A 13,165-nucleotide genomic window follows, 5' to 3' on the forward strand; every position below is an offset into this window, starting at 1 on the left:
TCCTTGATCATTAAGTTGTGGGGACAACTCGATCATAGAGTAACATGAGTCGTACAGATGGCAAAGCCTCTGCACTCTGACCTGGCCCTGAGGGCCAGGGTTTTCACATTAGACTAAAGTTCATGAGTCTTGAAATAGTCATGAATCGTTATATTCGTACACACCTCATAATATTTTCTATCGGTCATGGCAATCAGACCAAGATCATGTTCACGAACATTCGGAATGCTGCCCTCCCGGATGATCACCCGTTGATTTCGACCGGTAACGGTGGGGAAAATCCCTGTAAAAAATCTGATTTTTTCCGATTGAATCTTCGGGATAACGCATTCAACCGGCTTGAGTCTGATCTCCTGGGATAATTTTTTAAATGCCGCGGGATGAAGTTCTATCCCATTGACGTTGTATCGCCTGGAGATATCATCGGATGTGGCAGCCACATCCTCGTTGGACGCAGTCTGAAAAACATAATTGTTAAATGGTGTATCCATGGAATCCATAATCTTTCTGGCGGCCTTGGAACACCCTGACAACCGGTCTGCCATATTGATGGCGGATGAGATCATAATCTGAAAGTCACCATCAAAAAAAAGAGTTGGCTGACCCTTCCGGAAAGTAATCCCGATACCAACTTCCAGAAAGGGAAAATCATATTTTCTATTTTTACGATTGTATCGTTGTATGATCAAGAGAATATGTATGGCAAGACCGCATGCCCTGGAAATACTGTACCACCCTTCCGGACATCCTTCCCTTTCATAGATTCCCAGAATCATGGCATCCCCTTCAACAAAGACCTTGAAAGCCCCATATTCGGGAATGATCTCTGTTATGGGATCAAACATATTAAGGCTGAAATAGGAGGCAGGATTCAATCCCTGCTCTTTCATTTTGTGGACAATATCCGTGGATCCCCTGATATCGACCTTTAATATGGTGTGGCTGATCACCGGCTTTTCTTCGGTGGTTGATTCATGGGAAAGGAGAAATTCGTAAAGGGTGTTGTTTACCCTGGAAAGTCGAATATGATTTTCCTCCTTCACGAGATAAACAAGCGCCATGGCCCTCTCCAACAGCTTGAAATTTTCAAAATCCCTGTGATAACGAAAAAATCCTTTGAAAAACCGTATCAGGTATGCCTCTTTTTGTGAGGTCCGCAGACCTTTAATACGCTTTTGACACCGTTTCAATGATCTCGCGGAAAAGGGGACCTGATTAATTTTTGCCAACCGCTTGAGACGGTTTATAATAACTTTTCTGGTGCCGGGAACCATCATAAACTGTAAAAGAACCTGAGGAACCAAGGGAGGGCAGTACTCCGGATAGACCGATCTTATCTCATAGGACGCACAGATTCTTTCCACCACCCCGGAAGATTTAAATTTTTTATAAAAAAACTTCAACATCCGGTGCTGCCTTTGGGCCATCTGCTTGAGAGCCTCCAGCTCTTTCCTTTCTTTACCCTGTTTCCTCCGTGTGCTGTAAAGTTCTCTGGTGGAAACAAAATCAAAAAGGATATCAACATTTCCAGTCTGTTTTATCCAGGCGTCCACCTGCTTATCGCTGACTATATCCCCTGTCCCATGATCTTTTGAATCCTTTGGGGAGGTTACCGGCTGCGATGAATCCAATACCGCACGGCTTTGAGAAAAACCGGATCTGCCCATGGAGAGCAAATACTTTTTAATGCTGGATAGCAACAGATCGTACTTATCTGCATCATCAATGCGCTGACCCGGAAGAATATCATAGGTGTTGATCATGAAATAATCATTATTTTTCTCGATATGTAGAAAGGGATTTAAAAACAGATCCTCCGGCAAAATACTATCCATACCGAAATTTGACTTCCGGATACCATTCAGTTCCCTTTGATCAACATCATTTATATGTTCAAAAACAATTTTTCCAGTGGCCCGGATGATCTGCTCCTTATTCAACAGAATTTCAGAAAGCTCTGCCTTCAAAACAACGGGATCCTCCATATGGGAACGTCCGGAATTCTCCTTTTCCCGGATCAACAATCGGATATTAGCAATAAATTTATCATAACAGACCGCAATTCCCCGAATCAGCATCTTGGCAACCGCTGTTCGGGCAATGTAATCTACCTGTATCTCCTGCTCCGCCTTTGCACGGTTAATGGCAGAGAGCATCACCTCACGGTAACTGTTTTTAAATTGATCCTTCTCAACAGCACCGCTTCCTTTTCCGGGCATGGCATTATCTTCTATGACATGTAAAATAAACTGATCTGCAATCTTGCAGAAGGTGTCGCTCAAATATACGTCATACCTGTTGTTGTCCACACCGGGTGTTAATCGGTCCAGACCAAAGGATATGGCATAGCCTGTCACCGGGAATTGATCCAGACTGGGTATTTTGGAAAACCAGAAGCCCATTTTAAAGCCTGAATTCTTCCTTGCAGTGGTCACAAAAAGAAGTGGCCAGCATTTGTTTACAGTGAACACACTTATCCGATAGATAGCGTTCTTTTCCCTGCGTCTTGTCACAATTAGGGCAATGCCAGTTTTTCCGGGTTGAAACAATCTTGTTGCAACTTGGGCATTTGAAGGGAAATTTCCTGAAAAGCAGATAAAAAATTCCTGACCCGATAAAAAATGGACCCAATAATTTAAATTGAAGAGTTGTTGTAAACTGATCAAATTCTGCCGAGCCGGAAAGAATAACCCACATCAAAAAAAAGATGGCTGTGATTGCAAGAAATTTAAACCGAAAATGAAAAAAAACACTTGTTAATGGTTTTTCCTCCATGTTTTGTAAGCTCCTTGTTCCTTTTTGTTTATTTTAATAAAAACTTTACTTGTTCTTTCAGTGTTTGAACCATTATTTTCATGCCTTCCTCCTGCTAAATTATTCCAAAAAGCGGTCCACCCCTTTGTCCAAGTGCATCCACTTTTTCTACCACCTTTTTATCTGGCACCAATGGGTCTGCATGAAAGGGTTTTATTCTGGCATCTATAATTAAAGGAGGGTTGCATTCCCAATGTTTAAAAATTATTTTTTCATTGACCCCGTAAATATCATGGGAAGGGTTTGATCTTAAAAAAGTCACCCATAAAAAATTTGAAAATGATTTTGCTGTAAAATTGGCATCATCCACCACCACAAACAGGGGCAGTGACTCTAAGTCTGTTTGAGTCTGCAAGTGCTTTTTCAAACGATTGATTTGTATTTTGCCTTTTGGATATGTTTTAAAGTGGGGCCCTTCAAGCACTACCATGCCCGGCGCAGCAATTTTTGGATGCTTGAATTCCTCAGGCAAAGAAAAATTCTGTGGAAATTCAATTTTCAAGTGGCGTCTTTTTTCACCTGCCGCTGCCATAACCAGTTTTGATCCAAGGTTTGTGTTCTGGGTGGAATAATCAAGGGTGTCCATGGTTGTTTTTGTGAAGAAATGAAGATCAGAGGCAAAATTAATTCGTTCAAGCATATGAATAAAAAATGCTTTCTCATCATTCACATTCAGTTCTGGATTGTCTTCATGGGCACAGATCATCAGATATTTTGCCAAAGACAACTGACCCGTACCCAGAACCCTGCTTGCATGGGTTAACAATTCCCTTGGCATCCTTCTTTCATAAGGGACATACCGCTCATGGGCTTTTACAAGAAGCAAGGGGTGAACCCCTGCATCATCTACTGCATTCACGGCAGTAACACCCGGAATACTGTCCTGAATCGCCGATCTTGTGATCTCATGGATCAATCTTCCGAAATTGGAATCTTCCTGTGGCGGACGGCCCACCACGGTAAAAGGAAAGATGGCATCTTTTCTGTGATAGACAGATTCTACCTTCACATACGGATACTCGTGTTCCAGGGAATAGTAGCCCAGGTGGTCTCCAAACGGCCCTTCTCTTTTTGTTTTCCCCGGGACAACGATTCCCGTGATACAAAAATCAGCATCAGCAGAAATTAAATAATTATTTTTATTTGCAACCTTAAAATTCTTACCTGCAAGCGCTCCTGCAAAAGCAATTTCCGGAAGGCCTTCCGGAAGCGGCATAACAGCAGCCAGAGTATGGGCAGGCGGCCCACCGATAAAAATACTGACTCGTAAGGCCTGCTTTTTCTCAAGGGCCTTTTTATGGTGATTACCGATCCCTCTGTGCAATTGATAATGAAGGCCGATCTCTTTGCCGGAATCATAATCATTTCCTGACAGCTGAATCCTGTACATGCCAAGATTTGAACTGAAAATAGAATCTTTTTCAGGATCTTTGGAAAAGACCTGGGGCAACAGGATAAATGCCCCGCCATCCTTTGGCCAGCATTTAATCATGGGAAGATCCTGAATACCGCATTTGTTTTTCAGAACTTTGGGGTTGGACGTTTTTAAAGGCAATGAATGTAACGCTGCCGGCAGAGCTTTTAATATTTTTCCGGGAGATTTAAAACACGTTCCCAAGTCTGATTTGATATCGACGAGGGCTTTTACAGATGCAAGCTGGGGTTCAAAAATTTTAAGTGTTCGCTCCCATGTACCGAACAGGTTTGACACGGCAGGAAATTTACTATTCATGACATTCGAAAATAATACTGCCGGCCCATTGGCATTAAATACTCTTCTCGTGATTTCAGCCATTTCAAGGTCAGGATCAACCATCTGCCGGATCTGTACGAGCTCACCCTGTTTTTCCAAGGAGTCTATGCACTGCCTGAGACTTAAAAATTTCATAATTGACTATTTGGCATAACCCCATTCTTTCAGCCGGCTATACGCATACTTGGAATATTTATTGGGTTGATAATTGATCATTTTCAAATATGCCATGTAGTTGTTTGCCGCAGGTTTTGTGTCAGATTTTTTGTCAAGGCAATACCCCTTGTAAAAGGTCATTTGCGGGTTACCCGGCAAAAGTTCATCACATTTGACAAAATTTTGATAGGCCTTCCCATATTTTTTAAGCTCACTACTTGCAAGCCCCGCAATATAATAACCCTGGGCTTCTGCGGGATACAGTTTTTTCGCCGTGTTAGCATATGCCAGGGCCTTTGCCGGTTTTTTTCTGAGCATCAGACATTTGGACATTAACACATGAGCCGTATAATCGTACTTTAATTTATTGATCGATTTTTTAAACGTATTCTCGGCCTTGTCATACTCTTTTTTGGCCAAATATTTCTCTCCTTGCTGCAAAAGTTCTATGCCTTCTTTTTTTGCACGAAGGAAAGCAATGTTATCCATATATCTTTCCCGGTTCAACGGATAATCTTTTGTATACTGGTAAACCCCTTTTTCTCTTTGAACGGCAGAACTTAACCGTTCCGCACTCATTGGATGGGTTGAAAAAAGCACCTGGGCCGTCCCGGAGTTTTCTTTGTGCAAAGAATCAAGCATTTCCATGAGTCCGACAAACCCTTTGGAAGGATAACCGGCCTTAACCATATACTCATTGCCAAGATAATCTGCTTCCCTTTCATTATCCCGGCTGTACCTGGATAAGAGCAATCCCTGGCCCAGCATGCCAAGCTGTTGCGTCAGTTCACCAACTCCGGACCCCTGGGAACTTGCTGCAATGGATAAGCCGCTCACGAGCAGAGAGGAAAGCCGTCCTTTGGAGATCTGTTCTGCAATATGCCTTGCATTGATATGTCCCAGCTCATGGCCTAACAAAGAGGCCAGTTGCGCCTCATTGTCAAGTTTCAATAAAATTCCTCTTGTAACAGCAATAGAACCTCCGGGGAATGCATATGCATTAATATAGGTTGCATTCACACATTGAAAATTATAAGGCATATCGGGCCTGTGAACATTTGGCAGCAATCCTTTGCCAACATCAGATACATATTGATTAATTTTAGCATCCCGGGTAATGCCATAATCTGAAGAAAACTGAAAGGATGACTGCTGCTTATCAATCCCGATCTCCTGCTGTTTGGAAACCATCATCAATTGTTTCTTCCCTGTGACAGGGTCAACATCACAACCGGTAAAAAATATCGGGCCCGCAATGGTTGCAGATATAAAGGCTGAATATTTTAAAAACAGCCTTCTTGAAATTGGGTTTTTGGATATTGATTTATTCATTTTCCTATTGCAAGTCTATCCCTTGTGCTGTCCATCGGTTTATAGAAATGAGACTAATGAGTTTTCAAAAACAGACTGATAATTAAAAAAATAAGGCCGATGCCAAGCAAAAAACAGAAAAACGGCAGCTCATAAATCAGGTAATCGAGTGAATTTTGTACAAAGACAACATCTATTAACCCTATAATGGCCTCAGACTTGTCTTCTCCGATCATTTTTGAGATAGTTAAATCAACCCAGAAGTTTTTGATTTCCATAAACTTTGAGATACCGGTGAAAAGACCCACAAAAAGCCCTGCCAATAAGGAATAAATCCCAAGTCTAGTTATCATATTCTTTTTTCCTTATTCCTGATTTTTAAAAATAATTTTAATGCTGTCTCAATATATTCTGCAAATATTGCTCAAGTCAAACTATTTTCCCCAGGGCAATCGCATGCAAAATAAAAATTGCTCTTAATATTGTCCGTAAAAAAACAATCTTTAAAATGATTGTTTTGGTTTAACCCGGTCTGGGCGTGGATTGTGACTCATCCATTCCCTGCAACCCACGCCCAGACCTCATTGGTAAATCCAGATCCAAGCCCTGTTTATTCAATATAATTTGTTTTGAATCATAATTTATTGTATGTACATTTTATAAAAAATGATCTGGAAAAGTCAAACATGGAGACCGGAAATAATGGAAAAATCAAACTCTATTGAGATGAGTAGCATCTGGATAAAAAAGCTGTTTAAACGGATACTTTCCATTTTAGGCTGGACAATATCAGGCATGGCTCCAGACGAAAAAAAATATATTATCATTGTTGCACCCCATACATCTAACATTGATTTTTTCCTTGGGATTGCAGTTAGGTTCGCCATTGGGTTGAAAGCAAATTTTCTGGCCAAGGAAATTCTATTTCAACCACCATGGGGATGGATTTTTTGCAAATTGGGTGGATATCCTGTGAAACGAGACAAGCACTACAACCAGGTCGATTATATTGTTAAAATTATAAATAAAGAGGATCGATTTGTTTTAGGAATCGCACCGGAAGGAACCCGTTCAAACTCAGGGCAATGGAAAACAGGGTTTTACTGGATTGCAAAATTGGCAAAGATACCCATTGTGATGGTCTCTTTTGATTATGCTAAAAAAAATGTCACCTTGTCAGAACCTTTTTATACAACAGAAAATATGGAAGAAGATTTTTCAGTAATGAAAACATTTTTTAAAGGAGTGAAAGGAATCAAGCAAGCAAATTAAATAGGCCAAAACTAAATGAATGAGTATGATGTAAAGATTTTCAAACCAGGATTCTGATTAATTATTTTTGTCTCCAATTATGTAGCGAGTTTTTTTTGTTGCGAGTTTACCCCGCCTGATCCCGCAGACCCCGCCCCTTATTTTTAATAAGAATACCCCGCCATCCTATAAGTATGTTTTCTTGTTATTCAAAAAAGACCTATCTTGTTTTAAGATTACGGTGCAAGATAAAGGAACGTGGTTTCATCATGTTACGCGGGCTCAAGATTTCATCCAATTCGTCCTTACTCAAAAGACCCTTTTCCAAAGCGATTTCATATACCGATTTTCCGCTTTGATGTGCTTCTTGAGCAACCTGTACAGCTTTGGAATATCCAATTATGGGGTTCAAGGCTGTGGCTAAGCCGATGGAGTTCATAACTATTCGCTCGCAAACGTCTTCGTTAGCTGTGATTCCAACGATGCAGCGCTCTGCCAATATTTCGCAAGCCCGGCCCAGAGTGGTTATTGACTGGAAAAGCATGTGAGCAATAAGTGGTTCATTGGCGTTGAGTTCCAACTGTCCCGCCCCGGCCGCCATAGTTACACTCATGTCCGCTCCTATTACCTGGTAGCAAACCTGGATCACCATGTCGGGGATCACCGGATTCACCTTACCGGGCATGATGGAAGAGCCAGGCTGCATCTTGGGCAGGTTTATTTCGTTGAATCCGCCCCTCGGGCCAGAGGATAACAGACGTAAATCATTACATATTTTGGAAAGTTTTACGGCAATTCGCTTTAGTATTCCGGAAAGCTGCACATAGCCCCCACAGTCCTGGGTGGCTTCGATCAGGTTGGGAGCGGTGTACACTGGCACGCCGGAAAACTCAGCCAAATATTTTGCAGCCAATTCTGCATAACCGGGATGTGCATTAATACCTGTGCCGATAGCGGTAGCACCCAGATTTATTTCGATGATCAGGTCCTGTGAGTTTTTAACCTGACGTATGTCTTCGTCTACTAATAGTGCGTAAGCCTCAAACTCCTGGCCCAGAGTCATTGGTACTGCATCCTGTAGCTCGGTACGGCCAAGCTTGATCACTTCTTTGAACTCGTCTCCTTTTTCCGATAGGGCATTCCTGATGATTTCCATCTGTCCTAATAATTTTTCAAGCATCAGATGCAAGGCAACTCGAATGGCTGTGGGATAAGCATCATTGGTGGATTGGCCCATGTTTACGTGATTATTGGGATTCAGACTATCATAGTTTCCTTTGGGCTGACCCATGATTTCCAGAGCTCGATTGGCAATGACCTCGTTTGCGTTCATGTTTGCAGTGGTGCCACCGCCACCCTGCAAAACGTCGCAGCAAAACTCATTGAGAAATTCACCGGCCAGAATTTCATTGCAGGCCTTGTCGATAGGCCCGGCCAATTTGGAGTCGAGTTGGCCCAATTCATTATTGGCCTTGGCCGCTGATTTTTTCACCAGTGCCAAGGCTTTTACAAAAATAGGATAAGCCGAGATGGGCGTTCCAGTGATGGGAAAGTTTTCCAGACCTCTCAGGGTCTGAATCCCGTAGTAGCTTTTGTTTGGGACACTCTTTTCCCCCAGGGAATCACATTCAATACGAGTGGAAGACATGATATCTCCTTATAACTGGTATTAATATATTTAAAGTGCATCTGTCCCTGTCTCACCGGTTCTTACCCGGATGACCTGTTCAACAGGTGACACAAAAAATTTTCCATCTCCGATTTTTCCGCTTTTGACAGCGTTCCTGACAGTTTCGACAGTTTCGTCTGCCCTATCATCGCTGACAACGATTTCAACTTTTATTTTGGGTACAAAGTCCACAACATATTCCGCGCCCCTGTATATTTCCTTATGCCCCTTTTGCCGGCCATACCCGTTAACTTCGGTAACCGTCATTCCATAGATACCGATTCCGCTTAAGGCTTCTTTTACATCATCCAGTTTGAATGGTTTTAGGATTGCCTCAATTTTTTTCATTATTAACCTCCTTTGATTTAATATATCGATTTAACCCACCACACTGAAACTGCTGTTGGGATTAATCTTACGTTTGCGGTGGAAAACCGAGGTGGCAATGGTTAAGCCGAGGTGTGGCAGCTTATATTTCAATGGCTGGGCATCATGATCGTACCCGTCTTCCACCCGCTGAATAATCTCTGCCATCATGGCTCCCACCACGGGCGCGGTCTTATATTGATTGCCGCTGGTGCCGATGGCCTGGTAATAACCGTTCAGATCTGACTTGTCATAGATGGGCAGCCAGTCATCGCTTACATCATATAGATCCACCACCCCCATAGGATTGTTTGGGATGGGCAGTTCGGGGATGCGGCGTGCCAGGCGGTAAACCTGGGCTTTCCACTGCTCTGTAGTGACCTCGCGGTTGAAGTTATCCGGATCCACAAACTCTTTGGGATCACAGGCAGGGTCAACGCTGCCGGTGAGAATCATATTACCAGCCTCAGGCCGGTAGTAGGCTCCGATATCGGCATCATTTGTGTGATAGCCGTCCTCCAGGGGTTTGAATCCCTGCGGTGGTGGCACCACGTGCACTTCATGCCGCAGTGCCTTGGTCTTGATTAAGTTGTTATCTGATTGCCCGGCCATCTCGGTGACCTGGAATGAATGGGGCCCGGACACATTGATCACTATGGAAGCGTCAATTTGAGTGCCATCTTCGAGGGTGACTCCCTGCACTCTATTGTCTTGCCTCCTTATTTCGCTCACTCTTTTGTTATACATGAACTCGGCCCCTTTGGTCTTGGCCGCGTCCTCCACGTTTCGGGTAGAAAAAATGGGATCGCCCACATATCCGGATTCCGGTGTGTAACAAGCACCCTCAAGAAACTCGGTGGATTCGTCATAAAAATGGGGGTCATCCGGTGTTTTGGGCTGGTAGAAAGAATGAAAATCTCCCATGGGAATCTTCGCCTTTATGGTTGCAAGATCCCATTCTTCATATTTGACGCCAACTTCATCAAAATGTTTTTTAATTTTTGGCCAATCCAGAGCCTGGCTTTTAATGAACACTGAGCCTGTGTTATGAAATTGCGCGATATCCCGTTCATCATCCAGCTCCAGATATTTCCTCCAATTGTGCCAATACCAGGCAGACTCATACGCCAACGCGACCCCATCGCGGGTGGAGTAGTAGAATCGGATATTTCCGCATGAATTGCCGGTTGATCCCTCTCCGGCCCCGCTCTCCTTGTCTATATTTAAGGTTTTATAACCTTTTTTGGATAGTTCAAAGGCGGTGCAGCAGCCGATTATGCCGGCACCTATAATTATAGCGTCATATTTTTTGTCCATATTTAACAGTCCTTTCATTAGTATGGTTAAATTAAGTTGTCTTCGCCAACAATACTTGGCAATGACTTTTTGTAATATTTATTACTAATGATGTCAAGAAGAAATATTTTTTCTCATAATTTATTGATAACTTCAAGATATGGCATGGAAAATCAAATTATTGGTTCATCCGATTAACGCGTATTTTTTGGTATGAAGATCAAAAAGCTTCAGTTTAAAAAATTCAAAGTCACGATACCCATAGGCTTGTCGTTTCATGGTTTTGATTTTGTTATTGGTTCCTTCTAAAGGCCCTGTTGAAATAGCATAGTCATAATAGGCAAGGATTCTGATTTTATGTAAAGCCAGCGTTTTGGCAAATTTTTTTAGCATTGGAATATTTGAGGCATTAGCAAGGTTAATCCAGTTGCTGATTACCTTTTCGCCAGTCTCCTTGTCTGCCTGATTCCAAATTTGCCTAAGTTCTTCCTTCATATAGTAAACAGTAGACAGAGGTTGGTTGATTTCAAGTGCTTTTTGAAGCCGTTCCGGTTCCCTTTTATCACCTTGAAGATTTTCAGGATTTTTTAATAAAAGCCAACGAGTCCCCTTGATTAATTTTTGTTCATCAGGATCACAAAGGTGGTTGTAAAGAGCTCTTCTAAAGTCAGACAGTTTATCATTAAATAATTTTACAACATGGAACCTGTCGAAAACAATTGGTACATTGGGTAAATTTTCTATAACAGCGCGTAGATACGCCGGCGACATATCAATGCTGACAGCTTGAATTTGAGCTTTTGAGGCTTTTATTTTTTGCCAAAACGGCTTTAAAGCATCTCCACCTTTTCCTTTCTCAGCATGAAGGATTTGGCCAGTTTGTAAATCCATTACAATGGTTAGATATTGATGCCCTTTTCCAATTGAAATCTCCTCTATAGCAATCTGCTTGATATTCTTGAGTTTTATACTTTTATAGCGTCGTTTCAAATATGCTTTCTGGATTTCCTTAATCGTATCCCAACTGATTTTAAGATGATTGGCAATATCTTTAATCGTCATGAATCGGGATAATTCCAGTGCATATCGTTCAAAAAATTTGGATAATGGTCATGTCCACTCCTTAATTTCAAGATTAAAAATTCTACTGTAATTCAAATCCATCTAAACCTTTAATTTATGCGAAGTACGCGATTTCCGGATGAACCAAATTATTTTTATTCCTGCACGAGATAAAAAATCCCACGCCCTGTTTAGTTATTTTTTCCTCTGTACCTATTTTTTGCTTGACAGATTAAATTACGTTCAATAATAATGTAATTAAAGTTACAAATTGTTTAAACTTGTAATTATATAGTTCATTTTTAATTGCAGCTATTATACTTTTAATATTAAGTAAAGGAGGTTCAAGATGACTTTTGAACTAACCACCAAAGAAGAGGAACGGGCCTTAAAACTCCATCATGATTCTCTTGTTATTGACTGTCACTCCGATATTCATCTGCATGTCATCCGAGCGCGGGGTCAAGGCAAAACCCACGTTCTTGAAAAAGAATTCTATGAACGTTGGGTAAAAGCTGGTCTGAATGTCGTTGTTCTAAATACGATGGCAAAATTTGGCCCCGAGGTATATCCTTATAGGACAAGCCCTGTTCATAATTTCCTGCTTATGGTGGATGCCATAAATCAAGAATTACTTGAAAGCCCCGAACATTTCTTCCTGATTCTAAAACCTGAAGATATTGAAGTATCAAGAAATAGTGAAAAAATTGGTATTATGTTGGGGCTCGAAGGAGCTGAAGCCATTGAAATGAATCTTGGATTTTTAAGGTGTTACCATAGGTTGGGATTGCGAATAATGAATCTAACATGGCACCTGAGAAATCAGGTTGCTGATGGTGTAGCAGAACCTTCAAATTCTGGGTTGTCAAACTTTGGACGTGAAGTTGTCGCAGAACTAAATCGCTTAGGCATTATCATAGATGTTTCTCACTTGTCTAAGAATGGAGTTCGCGATGTTCTTGATTTGTCAAAACAACCAGTAATTGCTTCGCATTCAAATGCAGTAGCCATCTGTGACCATCAAAGAAATTTGGAAGATTGGCAGATTAAAGAAATTGCTGAAAAAGGTGGAATTGTTGGAGTTGCTTTTCTTGGTAGATTTGTTGCCGATAAGGATCCAACAATAAAAAATGTTTTAGATCATGTAGATCACATTAAAAAATTAGCTGGTAGTGATTGTCTTGCGATTGGACCTGATTATACAGATTTTTGTCAAGATATGATTATATCATCAAGACGAGTGGCAGGCCCGGGACAACCTGTTAATGATCTGAATATTCCATACGCTGAAGGCTTGGAAGATGTTACTAATCTTTCAAACTTTACACGTGGCCTTATTTCAAGAAATTATAAAACCAAAGAGGTTAGAGGCATACTTGGTGAAAATTTTTTAAGATTGTTTAAGGGTATTTATAAAGATATTTGTTGAATGTTTATGAAAGTGCAAACAATTAACAATTAGAGCATTACGAGAGCGTTTAATAACC

Annotated in this window: 10 protein-coding genes and 1 pseudogene; 2 read left to right on the forward strand and 9 right to left on the reverse strand. The window is 41.4% G+C overall.

Going from position 1 to position 13,165, the window contains the following annotated elements; genetic code table 11:
* Positions 1-113: 113 nt before the first annotated feature.
* The 5 genes from QAI40_RS06825 to QAI40_RS06845 all read right to left on the reverse strand — a co-directional run bounded on the left by QAI40_RS06825 (position 114) and on the right by QAI40_RS06845 (position 6,387).
* Positions 114-2,402, reverse strand: a complete 2,289-nt coding sequence (locus QAI40_RS06825) for a hypothetical protein (RefSeq protein ID WP_299980809.1) — start codon at positions 2,400-2,402, stop codon at positions 114-116.
* A gap of 1 nt (position 2,403) precedes the next feature.
* Positions 2,404-2,775 (reverse strand): hypothetical protein, encoded by a 372-nt coding sequence (locus tag QAI40_RS06830; protein ID WP_299980811.1) that lies wholly within the window; start codon positions 2,773-2,775, stop codon positions 2,404-2,406.
* 94 nt (positions 2,776-2,869) lie between these two features.
* Positions 2,870-4,702, reverse strand: coding sequence for a UbiD family decarboxylase (locus QAI40_RS06835; protein WP_299980812.1), 1,833 nt, complete (start codon positions 4,700-4,702; stop codon positions 2,870-2,872).
* Between the two features lie 6 nt (positions 4,703-4,708).
* Complete coding sequence (locus QAI40_RS06840) at positions 4,709-6,055, reverse strand: M48 family metalloprotease (protein ID WP_299980814.1); 1,347 nt, start codon at positions 6,053-6,055, stop codon at positions 4,709-4,711.
* A gap of 53 nt (positions 6,056-6,108) precedes the next feature.
* Positions 6,109-6,387 (reverse strand): hypothetical protein, encoded by a 279-nt coding sequence (locus tag QAI40_RS06845; RefSeq protein ID WP_299980816.1) that lies wholly within the window; start codon positions 6,385-6,387, stop codon positions 6,109-6,111.
* Between the two features lie 349 nt (positions 6,388-6,736).
* Here QAI40_RS06845 and QAI40_RS06850 point away from each other — a divergent pair, with 349 nt between their 5' ends.
* Complete coding sequence (locus tag QAI40_RS06850; RefSeq protein ID WP_299980817.1) at positions 6,737-7,306, forward strand: 1-acyl-sn-glycerol-3-phosphate acyltransferase; 570 nt, start codon at positions 6,737-6,739, stop codon at positions 7,304-7,306.
* 199 nt (positions 7,307-7,505) lie between these two features.
* Here the strand turns inward: QAI40_RS06850 and aspA are convergent, their stop codons facing one another.
* The 4 genes and pseudogenes from aspA to QAI40_RS06870 form a co-directional block, all read right to left on the reverse strand.
* On the reverse strand, positions 7,506-8,933 hold the full coding sequence (gene aspA / locus QAI40_RS06855) for an aspartate ammonia-lyase (RefSeq protein WP_299980819.1): 1,428 nt from the start codon (positions 8,931-8,933) through the stop codon (positions 7,506-7,508).
* A 30-nt stretch (positions 8,934-8,963) separates the two neighbouring features.
* A complete protein-coding gene (locus tag QAI40_RS06860) occupies positions 8,964-9,302 on the reverse strand; it encodes a P-II family nitrogen regulator (RefSeq protein WP_299980821.1) in 339 nt (112 codons plus the stop codon).
* A 30-nt stretch (positions 9,303-9,332) separates the two neighbouring features.
* On the reverse strand, positions 9,333-10,655 hold the full coding sequence (locus tag QAI40_RS06865; protein WP_299980823.1) for an NAD(P)/FAD-dependent oxidoreductase: 1,323 nt from the start codon (positions 10,653-10,655) through the stop codon (positions 9,333-9,335).
* A 147-nt stretch (positions 10,656-10,802) separates the two neighbouring features.
* Positions 10,803-11,708 (reverse strand): annotated as a pseudogene (locus tag QAI40_RS06870) (ISL3 family transposase); the annotation flags it as partial.
* 319 nt (positions 11,709-12,027) lie between these two features.
* Between QAI40_RS06870 and QAI40_RS06875 the strand changes: the two are divergent.
* A complete protein-coding gene (locus tag QAI40_RS06875; RefSeq protein WP_299980825.1) occupies positions 12,028-13,107 on the forward strand; it encodes a dipeptidase in 1,080 nt (359 codons plus the stop codon).
* Positions 13,108-13,165 lie beyond the last annotated feature (58 nt).

The sequence above is a fragment of the Desulfobacula sp. genome, assembly GCF_030611305.1.
Classification (GTDB): Bacteria; Desulfobacterota; Desulfobacteria; order Desulfobacterales; family Desulfobacteraceae; genus Desulfobacula.

Excerpts from the sequence above, each read along its gene's own strand:
- QAI40_RS06850 (WP_299980817.1), top strand. The coding sequence starts at position 6,737 with ATGGAAAAATCAAACTCTATTGAGATGAGTAGCATCTGGATAAAAAAG.
- QAI40_RS06830 (WP_299980811.1), bottom strand. The coding sequence starts at position 2,775 with ATGGAGGAAAAACCATTAACAAGTGTTTTTTTTCATTTTCGGTTTAAA.
- QAI40_RS06835 (WP_299980812.1), bottom strand. The coding sequence starts at position 4,702 with ATGAAATTTTTAAGTCTCAGGCAGTGCATAGACTCCTTGGAAAAACAG.
- QAI40_RS06840 (WP_299980814.1), bottom strand. The coding sequence starts at position 6,055 with ATGAATAAATCAATATCCAAAAACCCAATTTCAAGAAGGCTGTTTTTA.
- QAI40_RS06865 (WP_299980823.1), bottom strand. The coding sequence starts at position 10,655 with ATGAAAGGACTGTTAAATATGGACAAAAAATATGACGCTATAATTATA.
- QAI40_RS06860 (WP_299980821.1), bottom strand. The coding sequence starts at position 9,302 with ATGAAAAAAATTGAGGCAATCCTAAAACCATTCAAACTGGATGATGTA.
- QAI40_RS06845 (WP_299980816.1), bottom strand. The coding sequence starts at position 6,387 with ATGATAACTAGACTTGGGATTTATTCCTTATTGGCAGGGCTTTTTGTG.
- aspA (WP_299980819.1), bottom strand. The coding sequence starts at position 8,933 with ATGTCTTCCACTCGTATTGAATGTGATTCCCTGGGGGAAAAGAGTGTC.
- QAI40_RS06875 (WP_299980825.1), top strand. The coding sequence starts at position 12,028 with ATGACTTTTGAACTAACCACCAAAGAAGAGGAACGGGCCTTAAAACTC.
- QAI40_RS06825 (WP_299980809.1), bottom strand. The coding sequence starts at position 2,402 with ATGGGCTTCTGGTTTTCCAAAATACCCAGTCTGGATCAATTCCCGGTG.